14 protein-coding genes are annotated in these 20,859 nt (G+C 70.3%); 11 read left to right on the forward strand and 3 right to left on the reverse strand.

Features of this window, described 5'->3' with window-relative positions; translation table 11 throughout:
• The first annotated feature begins 130 nt into the window (after positions 1-130).
• From NYO99_RS10730 to NYO99_RS10740, 3 genes are all read left to right on the forward strand, one after another.
• On the forward strand, positions 131-856 hold the full coding sequence (locus NYO99_RS10730; RefSeq protein ID WP_268167173.1) for a PEP-CTERM sorting domain-containing protein: 726 nt from the start codon (positions 131-133) through the stop codon (positions 854-856).
• A 99-nt stretch (positions 857-955) separates the two neighbouring features.
• Positions 956-3,328: a sensor histidine kinase gene (locus NYO99_RS10735; protein WP_268167174.1), complete on the forward strand. Its 2,373-nt coding sequence runs from the start codon at positions 956-958 to the stop codon at positions 3,326-3,328.
• A gap of 96 nt (positions 3,329-3,424) precedes the next feature.
• On the forward strand, positions 3,425-5,143 hold the full coding sequence (locus NYO99_RS10740; protein ID WP_268167175.1) for a diguanylate cyclase: 1,719 nt from the start codon (positions 3,425-3,427) through the stop codon (positions 5,141-5,143).
• Here NYO99_RS10740 and NYO99_RS10745 read toward each other — a convergent pair.
• Complete coding sequence (locus NYO99_RS10745) at positions 5,131-5,823, reverse strand: response regulator transcription factor (protein WP_268167176.1); 693 nt, start codon at positions 5,821-5,823, stop codon at positions 5,131-5,133. The two genes, NYO99_RS10740 and NYO99_RS10745, sit on opposite strands and share 13 nt — an antisense overlap.
• Positions 5,824-5,992: 169 nt before the next feature.
• Between NYO99_RS10745 and NYO99_RS10750 the strand changes: the two genes are divergently transcribed.
• The gene (locus NYO99_RS10750; protein ID WP_268167177.1) at positions 5,993-6,343 is read left to right on the forward strand and encodes a hypothetical protein; all 351 of its coding nucleotides are present in this window, start codon (positions 5,993-5,995) and stop codon (positions 6,341-6,343) included.
• Positions 6,344-6,355: 12 nt separating this feature from the next.
• On the opposite strand, the gene NYO99_RS10755 is transcribed toward NYO99_RS10750, so the two are convergent.
• The gene (locus NYO99_RS10755; RefSeq protein WP_268167178.1) at positions 6,356-6,898 is read right to left on the reverse strand and encodes a DUF1415 domain-containing protein; all 543 of its coding nucleotides are present in this window, start codon (positions 6,896-6,898) and stop codon (positions 6,356-6,358) included.
• Positions 6,895-8,091, reverse strand: a complete 1,197-nt coding sequence (locus NYO99_RS10760) for a M20 aminoacylase family protein (protein ID WP_268167179.1) — start codon at positions 8,089-8,091, stop codon at positions 6,895-6,897. Before NYO99_RS10760 ends, NYO99_RS10755 begins: the two co-directional genes overlap by 4 nt.
• A 50-nt stretch (positions 8,092-8,141) precedes the next feature.
• On the opposite strand from NYO99_RS10760, the gene NYO99_RS10765 reads away from it, so the two are divergent.
• From NYO99_RS10765 to NYO99_RS10795, 7 genes are all read left to right on the forward strand, one after another.
• The gene (locus NYO99_RS10765; RefSeq protein WP_268167180.1) at positions 8,142-8,453 is read left to right on the forward strand and encodes a hypothetical protein; all 312 of its coding nucleotides are present in this window, start codon (positions 8,142-8,144) and stop codon (positions 8,451-8,453) included.
• Between the two features lie 76 nt (positions 8,454-8,529).
• A complete protein-coding gene (locus NYO99_RS10770; protein ID WP_268167181.1) occupies positions 8,530-10,518 on the forward strand; it encodes a TonB-dependent receptor in 1,989 nt (662 codons plus the stop codon).
• A 155-nt stretch (positions 10,519-10,673) separates the two neighbouring features.
• The gene (locus NYO99_RS10775; RefSeq protein WP_268167182.1) at positions 10,674-12,110 is read left to right on the forward strand and encodes a circularly permuted type 2 ATP-grasp protein; all 1,437 of its coding nucleotides are present in this window, start codon (positions 10,674-10,676) and stop codon (positions 12,108-12,110) included.
• A 13-nt stretch (positions 12,111-12,123) separates the two neighbouring features.
• Entirely contained in the window at positions 12,124-13,068 is a 945-nt protein-coding gene (locus NYO99_RS10780) for an alpha-E domain-containing protein (protein ID WP_268167183.1), read from the forward strand.
• A gap of 682 nt (positions 13,069-13,750) precedes the next feature.
• The gene (locus tag NYO99_RS10785; protein ID WP_268167184.1) at positions 13,751-17,203 is read left to right on the forward strand and encodes a transglutaminase family protein; all 3,453 of its coding nucleotides are present in this window, start codon (positions 13,751-13,753) and stop codon (positions 17,201-17,203) included.
• A gap of 86 nt (positions 17,204-17,289) precedes the next feature.
• Positions 17,290-18,135: an alpha/beta fold hydrolase gene (locus NYO99_RS10790; protein WP_268167185.1), complete on the forward strand. Its 846-nt coding sequence runs from the start codon at positions 17,290-17,292 to the stop codon at positions 18,133-18,135.
• A 49-nt stretch (positions 18,136-18,184) separates the two neighbouring features.
• On the forward strand, positions 18,185-20,857 hold the full coding sequence (locus tag NYO99_RS10795) for a circularly permuted type 2 ATP-grasp protein (protein ID WP_268167186.1): 2,673 nt from the start codon (positions 18,185-18,187) through the stop codon (positions 20,855-20,857).
• The last annotated feature ends 2 nt before the right edge of the window (positions 20,858-20,859 follow it).

Here is a 20,859-nt window from a genome sequence, read left to right on the forward strand (position 1 = left end):
GGCTCCCCTCGATGACGGGTTGGATCCTGAACTCACCCCTCAACTGAAGGGGCAGCGCGCGGCTCAGGACTGAAAGGCTTGTTTACATTTCCGGCCAACGATCAACTCGAACGACCCGACGGAGAGCGCCATGCGTGCAACGAGCAAACTTCTGGCCATTGCCCTGGCGGCGCTGGTGCAACCTGCGTTCGCTGCGCTGGAGCCGGTGGTTGTCGATTTCGAGCGGATTTCGCTGGAAATGGACGAAGACGGCATCGTGTCGCTGGCGTCCATGAACCCTTACGCCGACCTGGGCGTTGAGTTCAGCGGCAATGCCTGGGGCGTGCTCAGCATGACAGGCAATTGCGGCGGAGCGTTCAGCTTCGTTCCGGCCGGTGGCTCGGGTTGCGCGGCCTTGCTGTTGTCCAATGATCCGAGGGCCAAGCTCAACCCCGCGACCATCATCGTGGCGGCCAACTCGCTGCCGCCGTCGTTCACGATCAATTTCGCTCAAGGCTTTATTGCCGGATCGTCGCTGGCGTACAAGGCGTTGGAGGACTCCGGCGTTGTCATCGAGTTGTTCTCCGAGGTGGATGGCGTCGGTTCCCTCAGCAAACTGACCGGTTTGAGCGAGTCGAACTGCAGCGGCTCTGCCACGTTCTGCGACTGGGGCAAGCCTCTGGAGCTGAACTTTGCCGGCATTGCCAAGTCGATGAAGATCTCGGGTGTCGATGAGGCGTTCATGCTGGACAACCTCTCGTTTGTGCGCCAAGAAGCCACCGTGCCTGGCCAACTGCCCGAGCCTGCCAGCCTGGCGCTGGCGCTGAGCGCGCTGGGTGTGCTGGGCTGGAGCCGCAAGCGCGCTGCCGCCCGCTGAGCGCCATCCCGGCTGTTGCCGGCGACATCACGGACGACCGCTGCGGCGGTCGTTGTCGTTTTCGGGCGGCGCTCGCACCGCTGCCCTAAGCTCGCGGTCATGCGCAATCCTGCCCTGCCTGACGAGGATCGCCGCCTGGCCCGACTGGCCGCGCTGGCGGTCATGGACTCCGAGCCCGAGCCGCTGTTCGATCACCTGACCGCGCTGGCGGCGCAGATCTGCGGAACGCCGGTCGCGTTGCTGGGGCTGCTGGACGAGCGCCGGCAATGGTTCAAGTCGGCCGTCGGTTTCGGCCGCAGCGAGACGCCGCGTGCGCAGACGTTCTGCGCCCACACCTTGCTGGCCGATGGGCTGTTCGAGGTCAACGACGCACGGCTGGACCCGCGGTTTGCGAACCATCCCGACGTGCTGGCGAGCCCGCCCTTGCGTTTCTACGCCGGGGTGCCGGTGCGGCTGGACGATGGCAGCCACCCGGGCACGTTGTGTGTCGTGGATTACCGCCCTCGCGAGCTCAGCGACGTGCAGCGCGAGGCCTTGACCCGGCTGGCCGGCGCGGCAGCCGAGGCCTTGATGATGCGAGAGCGTGCGTCGCAACGTGCCGACCAGGGCGGGCAGCCGTTTCGTGTGCTGGCCGACACGGTGCCGCTGGGCGTTTTTCGCGCTGACGCGGCCGGCCGCTGCATCTTCACCAACCTGGTTTGGCAGCGCGCGCACGGGCTGACGGCTGAGCAGGCCTTGGGGGAGGGATGGATGTCGGCGTTGTCGCCGCAGGACCACGATTCCGTGCGCAGTCACTGGGAGCGCTGCGTGCAGCGCGGCCAGCTCTTCGAGATGCGCTACCGCGCCGGACCGGCTCAAGGGCCGTCGCGGCAGATCTGGGCCCGCGCTCAGCCGCTGCTGACGCCGCAGGGCCAACTGGCCGGCTACGTTGGCATGGCCGAGGACGTGACCGACCGCCTCAGCGCCGAGCGTGAGTTGCGCGAGAGCAAGGCGCTGCTGGATCGCACGGGGCGGGTGGCCGGCGTGGGCGGCTGGACGCTGGATCTGCAGACGCATGAACTGCTCTGGAGCGACCAGACCTGCCGCATCCACGACCTGCCGCCCGGTCACCGGCCCACGCTGGAGGAGGCCTTCGGCTACTACCAGCCCGAGGCGCGCGCCATCATCCAGGCCGCTGTGCAGCGCGGCATCCTGCAAGGTGAACCGTGGAGCCTGGAGTTGCCGCTGCTCACCGCCGCTGGCCGCGAAGTCTGGGTGCTGGCCCAGGGACAGGTCGACTGGCAGGACGGGGTGCCTGTGCGGCTGGTGGGGGCCTTCCAGGACGTCACCGCCCACCACCGCGCGGCGCTGGAGCTGGAACACAACCGCCAGCGGCTGCGTGTGCTGTACGAATCAACCCCCGCGCTGATGCATTCGGTGGACGTGGCCGGGCGGCTGCTCAGCGTGTCGGATCGCTGGCTGGAGCGGCTGGGCTATCGGCGTGAGCAGGTGATCGGCCGGCTGCTGGACGACTTCATGACGCCGGCGTCCAGCCGGCAGATGCGCGAACTGCACGGCCCGGCGGTCTGGCGTGACGGCCACGTGGACGACTGCGCGTTGCAACTCATCTGCGCGAACGGCAGCCTGCGTGACGTGCTCGTGTCGGCGGTGGCGGAGTTCGACGCCCAGGGCCGGCCGCAGCGGGCGCTGGCGCTGGTGGACGACATCACCGAAGAACTGCAGCGGCGTGCCGAGCTGGCGCAGGAGCAGCAGATGCGCCGCCAGACCGAGCGCCATGTGCGGGAGCTGGACCAACTGCTGCGCGAGCGCTCAGAGATGCTGGACGTGCTCGCCCACGAAGTTCGGCAGCCGCTGAACAATGCCAGCGCCGCCTTGCAGAGCGCCGCCGCCAGCCTGGCCGGGCGCGGCGAGCGCCAGGCGCAGGAGCGGCTGACCCGTGCGCAGGCCGTGCTGGGCCAGGTGCTGGCGGGCGTGGACAACACGTTGGCGGCCGCCAGCCTGCTGGCGGGTGCCGGCAGCATTGCGCGGCTGGACACCGACATCGACACGCTGATCGCCGTCACCATCGCCGACCTGCCGCGCGACCTGCGCGAGCGCATCGCTGTGCGCCGCCACACGGCGACGCGCACGGCGCTGATGGACATGAGCCTGATGCGGCTGGCGCTGCGCAACCTGCTGTCCAACGCCCTGAAGTACGCGCCCGGCGCGAGCCCGGTGACGCTGCACGTGATGGACTTCGATGAGCCCGCCGCGCTGCAGTTCGAGGTGGTCGACGGTGGGCCGGGCATCCCGCGCGAGCTGTTGCCGCGCCTGTTCTCGCGCGGTGCGCGCGGCGGCGGCCAGGAGTCGGCCCACGGCCTGGGCCTGTACATCGTGCGGCGGGTCATGGACCTGCATGGCGGCAGCGCCGAGTTGCTGCGCACCGGGCCGCTCGGCACCGTCATGCGGCTGACCTTGCCGCAGGCCGGCTGACGCCGCGTAGACTGCGCGCGCCGGGCATGCCGGCCTTTGCCGACGCCGATGCCCGACGCCCCAACGCCGCCTTCAGCCAGCCCGCCACCCTCCCGCTTGTCCAGCCTGCGTGGCCAGCTCAGCCTGGTGCTGGGCGGCTTGGCGCTGGCCATCCTGGCCTTGGTGGGCGGCTACCTGGGCCGGGTGGCCACGCAGGAGCTCTACACCGCCCAGGCGGCCGCCGTGCGGGCCACGGCCCAGGCGGCGGCCGAGCTGCTGGCCAGCCAGTTGCGCGACCGGGAGCGCGAGATCGAGTTGCTCAGCCATTCCCCGCATCTGGTGGAGGGGCCGCTGGATGCCCAGCAGGCGCGCGACGCGCTGGACCGCCGCAAGGCCCTGCATGACGAGTTCGCCTGGCTGGGCCTGGTGGCGCCGGATGGCACCGTGCTTCAAGCCAGTGGTGGCCTGCTGGTGGGGCGGTCGGTGGCGCAGCGGGAATGGTTCATCGCCGGGCGTGAGCGTGTCTATGTGGGCGACGTGCACGACGCCAAGCTGCTGGTCAACCTGCTGCCGGCGCTGCCGGACGGTGAGCCCACGCGTTTCATCGACTTCTCCGCGCCCATCCGTGATGCGGAAGGTCGGCTGCGTGGCGTCGTCGGCACTCATGCGCACTGGCACTGGGTCACCGCGCTGCTGGACAGCGTCACCCGCCGCCAGCAGCCGGGCAGCGGCATTGATGCCCTCATCATCGACCGTCATGGCCGCGTGCTCTACCCCGAGGCGATGAAGCTCGCGCAGGCCCGCGGCGATGCCGTCCTGCCCCAGCTGCCGACCGGGCGCTTCGAGGGCGAGGTGCAGTTTGGCGGCAAGGCCTACCTCGCCAGCGAGGCGTCGCTGCAGGCACGCACGAGTGCGGAGCTGGGCTGGCGCATCGTGGCCCGCCAGCCGCTGGATCAGGCCATGCGTCCGGTGCGGGACTTGACGCGCGAGCTGGTGTTGCTGGGCGCCCTGGCCGCGGCCGTGCTGACGCTGGCGGCCCTGTTGCTGGCGCGGCGCATCAGCCGCCCCGTCGAGCAGCTGGCGGACATTGCCGAGCGCGTTCGCACCGAGCGCCGCATGCCGGAGTTTCCGCAAGACGCTGGCGCGCATGAGCTGGCCCGGCTGAGTCAGGCCATGCAGTCCATGGCCCGCTCACTGCTGGCCACGGAGCGGGAACTGCAGCAGGCCAACCTGGGCCTGGAGGCCCAGGTGCAGCAGCGCACGCTGCAGTTGCAGGCTGCGAACGCGGCGTTGGAGCATCTGGCCACGCGCGACCCGCTGACCGGCCTGCACAACCGGCGCAGCCTGGACGCGCGGCTGGCCGATGCGCTGGCGCTGGGCCGTCGCTACGGTCATGGCGGCCGCGTGCACGGGCTGCTGCTCATCGACGTGGACCTCTTCAAGAGCGTCAACGACGACCATGGCCACGCGGCCGGTGACGCCGTGTTGCGCCAGCTCGCCGCGCTGTTGCAGGCCTCGGTGCGCACGACCGATGTGGCCGCGCGCTTCGGTGGCGAAGAGTTCGCCGTGCTGCTGCCGGAGCTTGCGGGCCCGCAGGAGGCGGTGCGGGTGGCCGAGAAGATCCGCGGCGCCGTCCAGGAGGCGGTGTTCCCCGCGGTGGGCCGCCTGACCGTCAGCATCGGCGTGAGCCTGGCCTCGCCGCAGGATGCCGATGTGCGTCAGTGGGTGGAGCGCACCGACGAAGCGCTCTACGCCGCCAAGCGCGGCGGGCGCAATGCAGTGGTGCTCAGGGCGCGCCCGGCCCTGGAGCTTGCCGCTGACGCTCAGAGTATTTGAAGCGGCGCGCGGAACACGTAGCCCACGCGCGACTTGCTCTGCAGCGGCACCAGCGTGGGCGTGGCGCGCTCGATGCGGCGGCGCAGGCGGTAGATGGTCGCCGACAGGCCGTCGTCAGCCTCGCCCTCCGGCACCTCGCGGCCCAGCTTGTGCAGCAGCGCCTCGCGCGTGACGGGTTCGCCACCGGCTTGCGCGAAGCACTCCAGCAGCTGGCGGTCGGCCTCGCTGAGCTGGATGCGCGTGCCGTCCGGCACGATGAGTTCGCCGCTCGCGCGGTCCAGCTTCCAGGCCGTGTCGGTGGCGGCGGGCTTGGCAACGCGGCGCTGCACGGCGGCGATGGCCAGCGCCACCTGCTCGAACTGCACGGGCTTGACGAGGTACATGTCGGCCCCGGCCGTGATGACCTCGCGGAACACCTCGGGGCCCAACCGGCCCGAGACCACGACCACGCCGGCGTCGGTACGGCGGCGCAGGATCTTGATCAGCTCCACGCCGTTGACGCCGGGCAGCATCAGGTCGACAAGGTAGAAGTCGAACGAGAACGCCTCGGGCGCGGCCAGCAAGGCATTGCTGTCGTCGAAGTGGCTGACCGCGATGCCCTGCTGCTCCCGCAGGAACTGCGTCAGGAACTCGGAGTACTCGGCGTCGTCGTCGATCAGGGCAAGGGTCTTGGGTTGCATGGGGCTGGACACGGAAGCAGCCGGCGAGTTTGCCGCATGACGGCGCAGCCCTGATCATCCAAGCGGCCGGGCCGTGTCGATTTGCGCGCTCCGCGGGGCGAAGCGCTCGCCCTGGCAGCGGCACGTCAGGACAATCGGCCAACCAGAGAACAAGACAGGAGACGACGCGATGGACGACGCCGCGCGAGACGAGCAGGCCGACGGGCTGGCCTGGCTGCAGCCGGGCCACCGTGCCGCGCCGGCCGAGGCGCTGCGACGCATCCAGGTGCTGTGCGCCGCCTGGCCCGACCTGCATGCAGCGCTGTTCGTCGTGTTGGCCACGCACCAGGAGCTGCCGCGCGAGGTGCTGGCAGCCGCGGCCAAGCAGTTCCGCCCCGATCTGGACCCCTACTCCCGCGAGGACGTCGTCAGCCTGCTGACGGCGATCTGGAACGGCGGCAAGAGCGGCTTCGATGCGGTGCTGCGCACGCGCGCGAACTCCCCCAAGAAGGGCAACAACCTGTCCTGGGTGAAGGAGTAGCCCGACAGCCTCCTAGGGCTTCAGCCCAAGCGCGGCCCAGCCCTCTTGGCCCAGTTTCTCCAGCGTGTCGAGATTGCCTTCGAAGATGGCCGCCGTGTCCGGCATGGACTCCACCGCCCGCGTGATGCTCTCCTCGCGCAGCAGGTGCAGCGTGGGGTAGGGCGAGCGGTTGCTGTAGTTGGCGATGTCGTCCGGCGCGCTGCCGTCGAACTGGTAGCGCGGGTGGAAGTCGGCGATCTGCAGGATGCCGTCTAGCTTCAGCTCGTCCACCAGCGCGTCGGCGGCGTCCAGGAAGTCGTTGAAGTCCAGAAAGTCGTCGAGCACCTGGGGGTGGATGAGCAGCGTCGTGTCGATCTCGTCCGGATCGGCGCGGTTCAGCGCGAGCAGTTCGCGGGCCAGGTCCTTCAGCAACTGCTCGGGCTCGGTCGCGTCGCTCACCACGTAGCGGATGCGCTCGTTCACATGCACGCTCTTGGCGAACGGGCACAGGTTCAGGCCGATGACGGCCTTGACGACCCAGTCGCGGGTGTCGGCGATGACTTGTTCGTGGTTCATGGCTTGGGGCTGTTGAGCCACTGTTCGGCGAGCCTCACCCACATGGAGCCGCCCAGCGGGATGAGGTCGTCGTTGAAGTCGTAGCTCGGGTTGTGCAGCGTGCAGGGGCCCAGGCCGTGGCCGCCGGTGCGGTGTTCGCCGTCGCCGTTGCCGATGAGGAAGTAGCAGCCTGGCTTGTCCAGCAGGTAGTAGCTGAAGTCCTCGGCGCCCATGGTGGGCTCGAACTCCTGCACGTTCTCGGCGCCGACCATGTCGGTCAGCACACGGCGCACGAAGTCGGTCTCGGCGGGGTGGTTGATCGTCGGTGGGTAGTTGCGGCGGAACTCGAACTCGGCGGTCAGCTCGAAGGCGCCGGCCAGTTGCTCGGTCATCGCCTTCATGCGGCGCTCCAGCAGGTCCAGCAGTTCCAGCGTGAAGGTGCGCACCGTGCCTTCCATCACCACCGAGTCCGGCACCACGTTGGTGGCCTCGCCCGCGTGGATCATGGTCACGGAGATCACGCCCGGGTCGATGGGCCGCTTGTTGCGGCTGATGATGGTCTGGAAGGCCGACACCAGCTGGCAGGCCGCCGGCACCGGGTCCACGCCCAGGTGCGGCATGGCCGCGTGCGAGCCCTTGCCGCGCAGCGTGATCTTGAACTCGTTGCTGCTCGCGAACACCGGCCCGGTCTTGAGCGCGAACTGCCCGGCCTTCATGCCGGGCCAGTTGTGGGCGCCGAACATGGCCTCCATCGGGAACTTCTCGAACAGACCGTCCTTGATCATCTCGCGCGCGCCGCCGCCGCCTTCCTCGGCGGGCTGGAACACCAGGTACACCGTGCCGTCGAAGTTGCGGTGGGTGGCCAGGTGCTTGGCGGCGGCCAGCAGCATGGCGGTGTGGCCGTCGTGGCCGCAGGCGTGCATGCGGCCCAGGTAGCTGCTGGCGTGCGGGAACTGGTTGCGCTCGGTCATGGGCAGCGCGTCGATGTCGGCACGCAGGCCCACGGCGCGGGAGGACGTGCCGTTCTTGACGATGCCGACCACGCCCGTCTTGCCGAGGCCCCGGTGGATGGGGATGCCCCAGTCGGTCAAGGCCTTGGCGATGACGTCGGCGGTGCGCTCCTCATGGAAGCAGAGTTCAGGGTGCTTGTGCAGGTCGCGGCGGATGGCCGTGATCTCGGGCGCGTCGGCCAGGATGGTGTCGATGAGCTTCATGAGCGGGTGACTTCAGGCTCTGTGAGGGGTCCGAGTTTAGGATTGCGGCCGTGAACCTTCGTCGCAACATCCGCGGCTGGCTGCTCTGGCTGGCTCTGATTCTGCCCATCGCCCAGGCGATGGCGGGGGCGCACGCGTTCACGCACGTCAGCGATCGGCCAGACGACGGCCTCGTCCATCTCGTCGATTGCGACCTCTGCCTGACTGCAGCCCATCTGGCCGGTGGCGTGCCGGCGGCCCTGCCCGGGCCGCTGCCCGCGCCCGTGGCGGGCGATGTGCTGGCGGCCGCAGGCCTGGAACCGGCGGTCGCGAGCGACGCGACCTGGCGCCCGCCCGCACGCGCGCCGCCCGCTTCCGTCTGAACCCCAAGCTCCCTGCGCACACCGCCCGTGCTGGCGGCGTGCGCGCCTTGCGTTTTCAGTTCCGGAAGTCCTCTCCATGCGTCCCCACGTCCTGGCGCCCATCGCGGCTGCCTGCTTCAACCTGGCCGCCCAGGCCAATCCCGCGCCCACCGAGTCCCTCGACAAGGTCGTCGTCACCGGCAACCCGCTGAAGAGCCAGGTGCTGGCCCAGCCCAGCGACTCGCTGTCTGGCGACGCCCTTGTGCTGACCCGCGCCGCCACCCTCGGCGACACGCTGCAGGGCCTGCCCGGCGTGTCGGCCACCCACTTCGGCCCCAACGCGAGCCGCCCCGTCATCCGCGGGCTGGACGGTGACCGCGTGCGCATCCTGAACAACTCTGGCGCGTCGGTGGACGCGTCCAGCCTCAGCTTCGACCACGGCGTGGCCATCGACCCGCTGGTCATCGACAAGGTGGAGGTGCTGCGCGGCGCGGCGGCGCTGCTGTACGGCGGCAACGCGGTGGGCGGCGTCGTCAACACGCTGGACAACCGCATCCCGCGCACGCTGACCGAGGGCCTCAGCGGCGCGGCCGAGCTGCGCCTGGGGGGCGCCAGCCGCGAGCGCAGCGGTGCCGTGGTGCTGGACGGCGGCTCTGGCCGGCCGAACGCGGGCGTGGGCTGGCACGTGGACCTGGCCGGCCGCGACGCTGGCGACCAGCGCACGCCGCGCTTCAGCAGCCCCACCGACGACGGCGCCGAGCGCCGCACCAGCGTGCGCAACGCTGCCGCGCGCAGTCACGGCGGCGCGGTGGGCGGCTCGGTGTTCTTCCAGGGCGGTTTCGCGGGCGTGTCGGTGGACGACTTCCACACCGACTACGGCACAACGGCCGAGGCCGACGTGACCATCCGCATGCAGCGCCAGCGGCTGGCGACAGCGGGTGAGTGGGCCACCGCCAGCGGCCCGGTGCGTCGCATCGGCTGGCAGCTCAGCCGCAACCGCTACGAGCACACCGAGATGGAGGGCGAGGAAGTCGGCACCACCTTCAAGAGCCGGGGCACGGACGGCCGGCTGGAGGTGGAGCACGCACCCCTCGGCCCGTTGAAGGGCCTGGTCGGCGTGCAGACCGAGTCGCTGGATTTCTCGGCATTGGGCGACGAGGCCTTCGTGCCCAGCACGCGCACGCGCAGCACCGGTGTCTTCTTGCTGGAGCAGGCGCGTCTGGCCGGCGTGGACTGGTCGGCCGGCGTGCGCACCGAGCGCGTGACAGTTGATTCCGACGGGGGCGAGCGCTTCGGCCCCGTGCAGCAGCGCACGTTCAGCCCGCTGAGCCTGGCGCTGAGCGGCGTGCTGCCGCTGGACGGTGGCTGGAGCCTGAGCGCCAACCTGAACCGCACGCAGCGTGCGCCGGCCTACTACGAGCTGTTTGCCAACGGTCTGCACGTGGCGACGGCCGCCTTCGAGGTGGGCGACGCCAGCCTGGGCGTGGAGCGTTCGCGTGGCGCGGACCTGGGCCTGAAGTGGGAAGGCGGCCAGAGCCATGCCCATATCAATGTGTACGAGACGCGCTTTCGCAACTACATCGCGCTGCAGGCCAATGGCCAGACGGTGGAGGACGAGGGCGAGGTGCTGCCGGTCTACGCCTTCCAGGCCGTGCCGGCGCGCTTGCGCGGCGTGGAGATCGAGGCGCGCTGGCAGGCGCACCCGGCCGTGGCGCTGCTGGGCCAGCTGGACGCGGTGCGGGGCGAGAACACGCAGACCGGCGAGCCGTTGCCGCGCCTGGCGCCGCTGCGCGCCCTGCTGGGCCTGGAGGCCCGGCAGGGCGCGTGGTCGGGCCGGCTGGAATGGCGTGGCGCAGCGCGCCAGACCCGCGTGGCGCCGTTCGACACCGCCACGGCCGGCTACGGCACGCTGCGGCTCAGCCTGGCGCGCCAGTTCAACTGGGGCCAGGGCGACGGCCTGTGGTACCTGAAGCTGGACAACCTCGGCAACAAGCTGGCCTACAACGCGACGGCCGTGCCCACGCTGCGTGCGCTGGCGCCGCAGCCGGGGCGCTCGGTCAGCACGGGCGTGCAGCTGCGTTTCTGACGCCCGAAGGGCGGCGGTGCGGGGCACCGGTATAACTCTGGTGCCCCGATGCGCCGGTGTCGGGCCCGCCTGCACTGCGGCGGTGCCCGGGTGCACCAGACTTGGCGTCCGTCGTGGGCGCGGTTTTTGCGTCGGTGGCTGCGAGAGGAGCAACGATGCAGACCGCCTTCGATGAAATGCACGCCGCCCGCGGGGCCCAGACCCGCGCGCACTACGAGGCCTACGCCCGCTGGCTGGCCGAACAGCCCGAGAGCCTGATGCGCGAACGGCGCGAACAGGCCGAGCTGATCTTCCGCCGCGTGGGCATCACCTTCGCCGTCTATGGCGACAAGGACTCGGGCGAAGGCACCGAGCGCCTGATCCCGTTCGACCTGATCCCGCGGGTCATCCCGGCGTCCGAGTGGACGTCCATGCAGGCCGGCCTGGCCCAGCGCGTGACGGCGCTGAACCGCTTCATCCACGACGTTTATCACGACCAGGAGATCCTCAAGGCCGGCATCGTCCCGGCCGACGAAATCCTGAACAACGCCCAGTTCCGCAAGGAGATGATGGGCGTGGACGTGCCGGGCAATGTCTACAGCCACATCGCCGGGGTCGACATCGTGCGCGCCGGCAACGCCGACGGCAGCGGCGACTACTACGTGCTGGAGGACAACCTGCGCGTGCCCAGCGGCGTGAGCTACATGCTGGAGAACCGCAAGATGATGATGCGGCTCTTCCCGGAGCTGTTCGTCAACCACCGCATCGCGCCGGTCGCGCACTACCCCGACCTGCTGCTGGACACGCTGCGCAGCGTCGCCCCGCCCGGCGTGGCTGACCCGACGGTCGTCGTCATGACGCCCGGCATGTACAACTCGGCCTACTTCGAGCACGCCTTCCTGGCCCAGCAGATGGGCGTGGAGCTGGTGGAGGGCCAGGATCTGTTCGTCGACGGTGGCTTCGTCTACATGCGCACCACCCGCGGGCCCAAGCGCGTGGACGTCATCTACCGCCGCATCGATGACGACTTCCTGGACCCGCAGGTCTTCCGCGCCGACTCGCAGCTGGGCTGCGCCGGCCTGGTGGACGCGTACAAGGCCGGGAAGGTGACGCTGTCCAACGCCATCGGCACGGGCATCGCGGACGACAAGTCCATCTACCCCTACGTGCCCAAGATGATCGAGTTCTATCTCGGCGAGAAGCCCATCCTGCAGAACGTGCCGACCTACGTCTGCCGCGAGAAGGACGACCTGGCCTACACGCTGGCCCACCTGTCCGAGCTGGTGGTGAAGGAGGTGCATGGCGCGGGCGGCTACGGCATGCTCGTCGGCCCCGCCGCGACCAAGGCCGAGATCGAGGCCTTCCGTGCGCAGCTTGTGGCCAACCCGGGCAACTACATCGCGCAGCCGACGCTGTCGCTGTCGACCTGCCCGACCTTTGTGGAATCGGGCATCGCGCCCCGTCACATTGATCTGCGACCCTTCGTGCTGTCAGGCTCGTCGGTGCGCATGGTGCCGGGCGGGCTCACGCGCGTGGCGTTGAAGGAGGGTTCTCTCGTGGTCAACAGCAGCCAGGGCGGCGGGACCAAGGACACCTGGGTGCTGGAAGACTGAGGGAGACGACAACATGCTTTCGAGAACCGCTGACCACCTCTTCTGGCTGAGCCGCTACATCGAGCGGGCCGAGAACACGGCCCGCATGCTGGACATCGCCTACCAGACCTCGCTGCAGCCGCAGTCCACCGAGGAGTCCGAGCAGACCTGGCGCAGCCTGGTGTCCATCTCCGAGCTGAACGGCCTGTATGGCGCCAAGTACGCGGCCATCAACGCGCGCAACGTCATGGAGTTCATGGTGGCCGACGAGGGCAACCTCTCGTCCATCTTCAACTGCCTGCGCGCCGCGCGCGAGAACGCCCGCGCGGTGCGAGGCGCGCTGACGACCGAGGTCTGGGAGACCATGAACCAGACCTGGCTGGAGTTCCGCCGCCTGCTGCGCGACGGCGCGCTGACGCGTGACCCGTCGCAGCTGTTCGAGTGGGTCAAGTACCGCTCGCACCTGTCGCGCGGCGTGACGGTGGGCACCATGCTGCAGGACGAGGCCTTCCACTTCATCCGCATCGGTTCCTTCCTGGAGCGGGCCGACAACACGGCGCGGCTGCTGGACGTGAAGTTCTATCGCCACGACGGCGTGGGCAGCGAACGCGATGCGGCGCGCGACTTCTACTACTGGTCGGCCGTGCTGCGCTCGGTGTCGGGCTTCGAGATCTACCGCAAGGTCTACAGCAACGTGATTCAGCCCGACAAGGTGGCCGAGCTGTTGATCCTGCGGCCCGACATGCCGCGCTCGCTCTCGCACTGCATCACGCGCATGCTGGCCAACCTGAAGCGCGTGGCCAACCCGCAGTCGGCGGAGACGCTGAGGCGCGTGGGGCGGCTGGAGGCGGAGCTGAGCTTTGGCCGCATCGACGAGATCCTGGCGGAGGGCATGCATCCGTTCCTGGATGGCTTCCTCGCGGAGGTGGCAGACCTGGGGGCGCGGATCAGCCGGGACTTCTTGGTGCCGTCGGCTTGAGTTTGTTGCGATGACCAGTCTTTCGGTTGCTTGCTCGGAGGGTTGGTTGTCGCACAGGCCCAGCCGGGAGTTCGCCCCGGCGGGCGACCTACTTTTTGGGCGACCAAAAAGTAGGCAAAAAGTCGCCCCTGCAAAACCGCCCACCCGAGAACGGGTGGGTCCCCTGCGATGCTCGGAACCCGGGGCCGCGCCCAACTCGCTTCGCTACGCTCCGTTCAGACAAAGGGGCGCGAAGTCAGAGGTCGAGGCTCGCTGCGCTCGCGCCCCGGGCTCCTGCGCTTCTCGGCGGTTTAGAAGGGGAGTGAAGGAACGGCCCACACCCCAACAGCCAACAGCCAACCCCGAATACGGTCCGCACCGAGGTATTTCTCTTCCCCCCTCTGAGCGCGCCGAGGATCGGAAGGGCTTGAGGCCGTGCGCGCAGCGCACTTTGTGGACTGACTTCGCGCAGTTGTCTGAGCGCAGCGTAGCGAAGCGAGTTCTGCGCGAGGCCTCAAGACCTGAGTACCGCAGGGAACCCGTAGCGCAGCGAAGGGCGGGCGGATCGGGGGTCGTTTCTTTGCCTACTTTCTTGTCGACACAAGAAAGTAGGTCGCCCGCCGGGGCGAAATCCCGGCACGGGCGTTGCCATCAAACGAATCTTGGAATGAGCATCCGCCCACAGGCGCGGTGAGAGAAACCCATGAGCATCCACGTCGCCCTCAAACACGTCACCCGCTACAAATACGACCGCCCCGTGCAGCTCGGCCCGCAGGTCATCCGCCTGCGCCCTGCGCCGCACTGCCGCACGCCCATCCTCAGCTACTCGCTGCGGGTCGAGCCCGCCAAGCACTTCATCAACTGGCAGCAGGACCCGTTCGCCAACTACCTCGCGCGCCTCGTCTTCCCCGAGAAGACGACCGAGTTCACCGTCACGGTGGACCTGGTCGCCGAGATGGCGGTCTACAACCCGTTCGACTTCTTCCTGGAACCGCACGCCCAGACCTTCCCGTTCGCCTACGACGAGGCCCAGCAGATCGAGCTGGCGCCCTACCTGCAGGCCGGCCCGGCCACGCCGCTGCTGGCCGCCTACCTGAAGGACATCCCGCGCGGCGAGCGCGCCACCATCGACTTCCTCGTCGACCTGAACCAGCGCGTGCAGCGCAGCGTGTCCTACCTGATCCGCCTGGAACCCGGCGTGCAGACGCCAGAGGAAACGCTGCAGAAGGCCTCGGGTTCCTGCCGCGACTCCGGCTGGCTGCTCGTCGAGCTGCTGCGCCACCTGGGCCTGGCGGCGCGTTTCGTGTCGGGCTACCTGATCCAGCTCACGCCCGACGAGAAGGCGCTGGACGGGCCCAGCGGCACCGAGGTCGACTTCACTGACCTGCACGCCTGGTGCGAGGTCTACCTGCCCGGCGCCGGCTGGATAGGCCTGGACCCGACCTCGGGCCTGCTGGCGGGCGAGGGCCACATCCCGCTCGCGGCCACGCCCACGCCGGGCAGCGCGGCGCCCATCAGCGGCGCGGTGGACGAGAGCGAGGTCGAGTTCGGCCACGAGATGCACGTCACGCGCATCTACGAATCGCCGCGCGTGACCAAGCCCTACACCGAGGCGCAATGGGCCGAGGTGCTCAAGCTAGGCGAGCAGGTCGATGCTGAACTGCACGCCGGTGACGTGCGGCTGACGATGGGCGGCGAGCCCACCTTCGTCGCCGTGGAAGACCGCGACGCGCCCGAATGGAACACCGAGGCGCTGGGGCCGACCAAGCGGCTCTACGCCCAGCAGCTGACGCACCGGCTGCGCGACGAGTATGGCCAGGGCGGTTTCCTGCACTTCGGCCAGGGCAAGTGGTACCCGGGCGAGCAACTGCCGCGCTGGGCGCTGTCCATCTACTGGCGCGCCGACGGCCAGCCCTGCTGGCGCAATGCCGACTGGTTCGCCGATGAGCGCGAAGGCCATGCCTACACCAGCGAGCATGCCAAGACCTTCATGGCCGCGTTGACCGCACGGCTGGGCCTGCCCGACACGCATGTGCAGCCGGGCTTTGAAGACACCTGGTACTACCTGTGGCGCGAGCGCCGCCTGCCGGTCAACGTCGACCCCTTCGACTCGCGGCTGGACGACGAACTGGAGCGCGTGCGCCTGCGCCGCGTGTTCGAGCAAGGGCTGTCGCATGTGGTGGGCTACGTGCTCCCGCTGCGCCACGCGGGCGACGCGCCGGCACTGGCCGGGGCGCGCTGGCAGACCGGCCCGTGGTTCTTCCGTGACGAGCGGCTGTATCTCTTCCCGGGCGATTCGCCGATGGGCTGGCGGCTGCCGCTGGACTCGCTGCCCTGGGTGGGCAAGAGCGACTACCCCTACCTGATCGAGCAGGACCCGTTCGCGCCGCGCGGCATGCTGCCGGCCTCGGCCGCGCTGAAGGCGCAGGTGCAGGGCGTCACCTCCACCGGTCCAGGCCCGGGGCTGCGGCGCGCTGGCGGCGCAGCGGCGGCGGGCGGCGCGCGCACCGGCTTTGCGCCGGGTGATTCGCCGTGGCCGCCATCGGCGGATGCGAGCGCGCCGGTGCGCTTCGAGAGCGCGCACTGGATCACGCGGACGGCGCTGTGCGTGGAGGCGCGCGACCCGCGCCGTGCCAACGGCCCCGCGGCCGAGGCCAAGGGCAGCGCCAGCGGCGTGCTGTACGTCTTCATGCCGCCGCTGGAGAAGCTGGAGCATTACCTGGAGCTGCTGGCCGCCGTCGAGGCCGCCTGCGAGGACACCGGCTTCAAGATCGTGCTGGAGGGCTACCCACCGCCGCGCGACCCGCGCCTGAAGCTGCTGGCCGTCACGCCCGACCCCGGCGTCATCGAGGTCAACATCCACCCGGCCCACAACTGGGGCGAGCTGGTGCAGCACACCGAGTTCCTGTACGAGGCCGCGCGGCAGACGCGCCTGTCCAGCGAGAAGTTCATGATCGACGGCCGCCACAGCGGCACTGGCGGCGGCAACCACTTCGTGCTGGGGGGCGCGACGCCGGCCGACTCGCCCTTCCTGCGCCGGCCGTCGCTGCTCGCGTCGCTGCTGGCCTACTGGCACAACCACCCCAGCCTGAGCTATTTGTTCAGCGGCCTCTTCATCGGCCCGACCAGCCAGGCGCCGCGCGTGGACGAGGCGCGCAACGACCAGCTGCGCGAGCTGGAGATCGCGCTGGCGGAGATCCACAAGCTGGCCGAGCGCCACGGTGAGGCTGTGCCGCCCTGGCTGATCGATCGCACGCTGCGCAACGTGCTGGTGGACGTGACCGGCAACACGCACCGCAGCGAGTTCTGCATCGACAAGCTGTACTCGCCCGACTCCACGACCGGCCGCCTGGGCCTGCTGGAGCTGCGCGCTTTCGAGATGCCGCCGCATGCGCGCATGAGCATCGTGCAGCAGCTGCTGCTGCGCGCGCTGATCGCGCGCTTCTGGAAAGCGCCCTACCGCGCGCCGCTGGTGCGCTGGGGCACCGAGCTGCACGACCGCTGGCTGCTGCCGCACTTCGTGCGCGAGGACTTCGCCGACGTCACGCAGGACATGCAGGACGCCGGCTACGCGCTGGATGCCGCCTGGTTCGCGCCGCATGTCGAGTTCCGCTTCCCCAAGCTGGGCGAGTTCGCTGCGCGCGGCGTGCATGTCACGCTGCGCAGTGCGCTGGAACCCTGGCATGTGATGGGCGAGGAGGGCTCGGCCGGCGGCACGGTGCGCTATGTGGACGCATCGCTGGAGCGGCTGGAGGTGCATGTCAGCGGCCTCGTGGACCCGCGCCACCGCATCACCGTCAACGGCCAGCCGCTGCCGCTGCAGCCCACCGGCCGCGTCGGCGAGTTCGTGGCTGGCGTGCGCTACCGCGCGTGGCTGCCGCCGTCGGCGCTGCATCCCACCATTGGCATCCACGCGCCACTGACGCTGGACCTCGTCGACACCTGGCAGCAGAAATCGCTGGGCGGCTGCCGCTACTTCGTCGCCCACCCGGGTGGCCGCAACTACGCGACGCTGCCCGTCAATGCCTACGAGGCCGAGAGCCGCCGCCTGGCGCGCTTCACGTCGCACGGCCACACGCCGGGTCGCGTCGAGGTGGGCGAGCCGAAGCGCAGCCTGGAGTTCCCGTTCACGCTGGATCTGCGCAAGGCAAACTAGCGGAAACGACAGCCCCCACGCCCGCAGCTGCGAGCTGCCCCCCCAAGGTGGCGGTCAGTGGCTTCGGGCGGCCGGGCACCACTGAAATGCTGATCGAAATCCAACCTGGCGTCCGCCTCTTTGTCGACATCGAAGGCCTGGGCCACGAGCCCGTCGGCCGTGTGCTGAAGCAAAAGCCCACGCTGCTGCTCATCCACGGCGGCCCCGGCTTCGACCACACCGGCTTTCGGCCCTTCTTCAGCCGCTTCACCGACCTCTGCCAGGTCGTCTACTTCGACCAGCGCGGCCACGGCCGCAGCAGCCCGCGGCCGCTGGACGAGATGCGGCTGGACGTGTTCGCCGACGACATCGTGCGGCTGTGCGACAGGCTGGGCATCGACAAGCCCATCGTGCTGGGCCAGAGCTTCGGCGGCTTCGTCGCGCAGCGCTATCTCGCGCGCCACCCGGCGCATGCGAGCAAGGTGGTGCTGTCCAGCACCTCGCACCACTTCGGCCTGGCGCGCAAGATCGAGCGCTTCGGCGCGCTGGGCGGGCCTGACGCTGCGCAGGCCACGCGCGACTTCTGGGAGCGCCCCGGCCCCGACACCTGGGCCGCCTACGAGCAGCATTGCCGCCATCTCTACAACACGCAGCCCAAGGCGCCGGATGCCGGCGGCTGGATGCAGTTCAAGCCCGACATCCTGTTCGAGCACACCCGCACCGAGCTGCCCGGCATGGACCTGCGGCCCGGCTTGGCGAACGTGCAATGCCCGGTGCTGGTGATGGCCGGCGAGGCCGACCCCGTCACGCCGCCCGAGGACGCGGCGGAGATTGCCGCGGCCATCCCGCCGCAGTGGCTGGCCGGCTTGGCGCGCTTCCCTGGTGTGGGCCATGGCGCGTGGCGCGACGACCCGGCCGCGGCCGAGCGCGTGCTGCGCGGTTTCCTCGCCTAGCGCCGGCCCGGGATTGCTTGACAATCCCACCCCTTCCTCGACCCGCGCCATGTCCGAGCCCACCCCCAGCCAGTGGAGCCTGCTCCCCGACGAGCCGGACGATGCCGGTGCGCCCGACCCGCTGGTGCTGGCGGCCGCCAGCGCGCTGCGCAGCCGTGACGGGCATTTCTACGAACTGACCGGGCACGTCAACCAGCCCGGCGAGCCGCAGCCGGGCCTGGCCCCGCGCTGGCAGCGCTTCTTCCAGGCCGGCGGCGCAGCGGGCTGGCAGGAGCTGTCGGCCAAGACGCTGCGCGTGCAGCGCCGCGTGCTGGAAGACGGCGCCAGCTACAACGTGCACAGCGACGCGCCGCCGCTGCCCGGCCAGGACGGCACCGAAGGCGCGCTGGCCCGGCACTGGCCGCTGGAGCTGCTGCCCATGCTCATCGAGCCGGGCGAGTGGCGCGACATCGAGGCCGGCATCCTGCAGCGGGCGCGGCTGCTGGAGGCCGTGATGGCCGACACCTACGGCGAGCGCCACCTGCTCAAGGAGGGGCTGCTGCCGGCGTCGCTGGTGCTGGCCCACCCGCAATACCTGCGTGCCATGCACGGCAGTCGCCCGCCCGGCGGCGTGCACCTGCACGTGCTGGCCTTCGACCTGACCCGCGCCAGCGATGGGCACTGGCGCGTCGTGGGCCAGCGCACGCAGGCCGCATCGGGCCTGGGCTATGTGCTGGAGAACCGGCTCATCATTGCGCAGCAGTTCCCCGAGGCCTTCCGGCAGATGCAGGTGCAGCGGCTGGCCGCCAGCTACCGCGACTTCATCGAGGCGCTGGTCAAGCTGTCGCCGGCCGCTGAGCGCAGCGCCCAGGCGCGCGTGGCGCTGCTGACGCCCGGCCCGCGCAACGAGACCTACTTCGAGCAGGCCTTCCTGGCGCGCTACCTCGGCATCACGCTGGTGGAGGGCGCCGACCTGACCGTGCGCGCCGACAAGGTCTACCTGAAGACGCTGGCCGGCCTGGAGCGCGTGCACGTGCTGCTGCGCCGTGTCGACGACACCTGGCTGGACCCGCTGGAGCTGCGCCCGGAGTCCATCCTCGGCGTGCCCGGTCTGCTGCAGGCGGCGCGCGCGGGCGAGGTGGTCATCGCCAACGTGCCGGGCGCCGGCTGGCTGGAGAGCCCCGGCCTCACGGCTTTCTGGCCCGCCGTGGCCGAGCGCCTGCTGGGCGAGCCGCTGAAGCTGCCCGCCATCCAGAGCTGGTGGTGTGGCGAGGAGAGCGCCTGGCACACGCTGCGGCCGCGCCTGGCGGAGTTTGTCGTCGTGCCCACGTTCTCGGCCAGCACCACCACGCGCCACTTCGCGCCGGTGGTGGCGGCCGAGCTTGGCGAGCCCGAGCTGCAGGCGCTGGCCGCGCGCATCGATGCCGACCCCACGGCCTACACGCTGCAGGCCCGCGTCAAGCCCACCAAGCACCCGGTCTGGATGCGTGGCGCGCTGGACCCGCGTGTGGCCGTGCTGCGCGTGTTCGCGCTGACCGACGGGCAGGGCGGCTGGAAGGTGCTGCCCGGTGGCCTCACCCGCGTGGCGCCGCGCCGCGACCCGCTGGCCGACGCCTGGCTGTCCATCCAGCGCGGCAGCTTGAGCGCCGACACCTGGGTCATGACCGACGGCGAGGTGGACCGCACCACGCTGCTGTCCCAGCCGCTGCAGGCCACCGATCTGCGCGACGCGCACTGGACTGTCACCAGCCGCGCCGCCGAGAACCTGTTCTGGCTGGGCCGCTACACCGAGCGGGCCGAGAACAGCGCACGGCTGGCGCGCTATGTCATCGAGGCCAGCGTCATGGTGCAGCGCGGCGCCATGCCGCCGCCCATGCTGCCGCTGCTGGACGCGCTGTCGCGCCGCCACGGGCTGGTGGGCGCCGCCGCGCCGCTGGCGCAGGACGACCCGCGCGGCTTCGAGCGCGCGCTGCTGGGCTCGCTGCTGCCGGGCTCGGGCATCAACAGCGTGGGCTGGAACCTGCGCGCCTTGCAGGGCTGCGCGCAGGCGCTGCGCGAGCGGCTGTCGCCGGAGGCCTGGCGCCTCATCCACGAGGCGGCGGCGCAGTTCGAGCAGCACCTGCGCGCCGTGCTGGACCGCCCGGCCCAAGCCCTGCCGATGACCGATGTGCTCAACGTGCTGGCGCGCGCCGACACCCACCTGGCGGCGATCACCGGCGTGCAGACCGACCGCATGACCCGCGACGACGGCTGGCGGCTGTTGTCCATCGGCCGGCAGATCGAGCGGCTGTCCTTCCACGCCGAGGTGCTGGCCGAGGCCTTCGAGCAGACCGGCCCCGGCGCGCAGCCGCTGGCCCTCACCGAGGACGGCTTCGCGCTGCTGCTGGGGGTGTTCGACTCCACCATCACCTACCGCGCCCAGTTCCAGGCCCGCCGCGAGGCCGCGCCGCTGCTGCACCTGCTGGTGCACAACACCGACAACCCGCGTTCGCTGGCCTGGGTGGCCCGCACGCTGCGCGAGCGCTTCAACAAGCTGGCGCGCCACGACCCTGCCTGGGCCGCCGGTGTCGTGGGCGAGCTGCCTGTGCCCGAGGGCTGGCCGCTGGGCGAGCTGACGGCGTCGGCACCGCTGCTCGTGCAGCAGCTGCGCCGCGCGGCGGCGCAGGCCGGGGAGTTGTCGTCGGTGCTCAGCCACCGCTATTTCGCGCACGTCACCGGCGCTGAGCAACGGGTGTGGCAATGAGC

Origin of the sequence: Roseateles hydrophilus (assembly GCF_026712245.1) — a bacterium.
In the GTDB taxonomy this organism is placed as follows: Bacteria; Pseudomonadota; Gammaproteobacteria; order Burkholderiales; family Burkholderiaceae_C; genus Pelomonas; species Pelomonas hydrophilus.

Bases quoted from the DNA above. Each gene is read 5' to 3' on its own strand.
- NYO99_RS10730 (WP_268167173.1), top strand. From the start codon at position 131: ATGCGTGCAACGAGCAAACTTCTGGCCATTGCCCTGGCGGCGCTGGTG.
- NYO99_RS10735 (WP_268167174.1), top strand. From the start codon at position 956: ATGCGCAATCCTGCCCTGCCTGACGAGGATCGCCGCCTGGCCCGACTG.
- NYO99_RS10745 (WP_268167176.1), bottom strand. From the start codon at position 5,823: ATGCAACCCAAGACCCTTGCCCTGATCGACGACGACGCCGAGTACTCC.
- NYO99_RS10750 (WP_268167177.1), top strand. From the start codon at position 5,993: ATGGACGACGCCGCGCGAGACGAGCAGGCCGACGGGCTGGCCTGGCTG.
- NYO99_RS10755 (WP_268167178.1), bottom strand. From the start codon at position 6,898: ATGAACCACGAACAAGTCATCGCCGACACCCGCGACTGGGTCGTCAAG.
- NYO99_RS10760 (WP_268167179.1), bottom strand. From the start codon at position 8,091: ATGAAGCTCATCGACACCATCCTGGCCGACGCGCCCGAGATCACGGCC.
- NYO99_RS10770 (WP_268167181.1), top strand. From the start codon at position 8,530: ATGCGTCCCCACGTCCTGGCGCCCATCGCGGCTGCCTGCTTCAACCTG.
- NYO99_RS10775 (WP_268167182.1), top strand. From the start codon at position 10,674: ATGCAGACCGCCTTCGATGAAATGCACGCCGCCCGCGGGGCCCAGACC.
- NYO99_RS10780 (WP_268167183.1), top strand. From the start codon at position 12,124: ATGCTTTCGAGAACCGCTGACCACCTCTTCTGGCTGAGCCGCTACATC.
- NYO99_RS10785 (WP_268167184.1), top strand. From the start codon at position 13,751: ATGAGCATCCACGTCGCCCTCAAACACGTCACCCGCTACAAATACGAC.
- NYO99_RS10790 (WP_268167185.1), top strand. From the start codon at position 17,290: ATGCTGATCGAAATCCAACCTGGCGTCCGCCTCTTTGTCGACATCGAA.
- NYO99_RS10795 (WP_268167186.1), top strand. From the start codon at position 18,185: ATGTCCGAGCCCACCCCCAGCCAGTGGAGCCTGCTCCCCGACGAGCCG.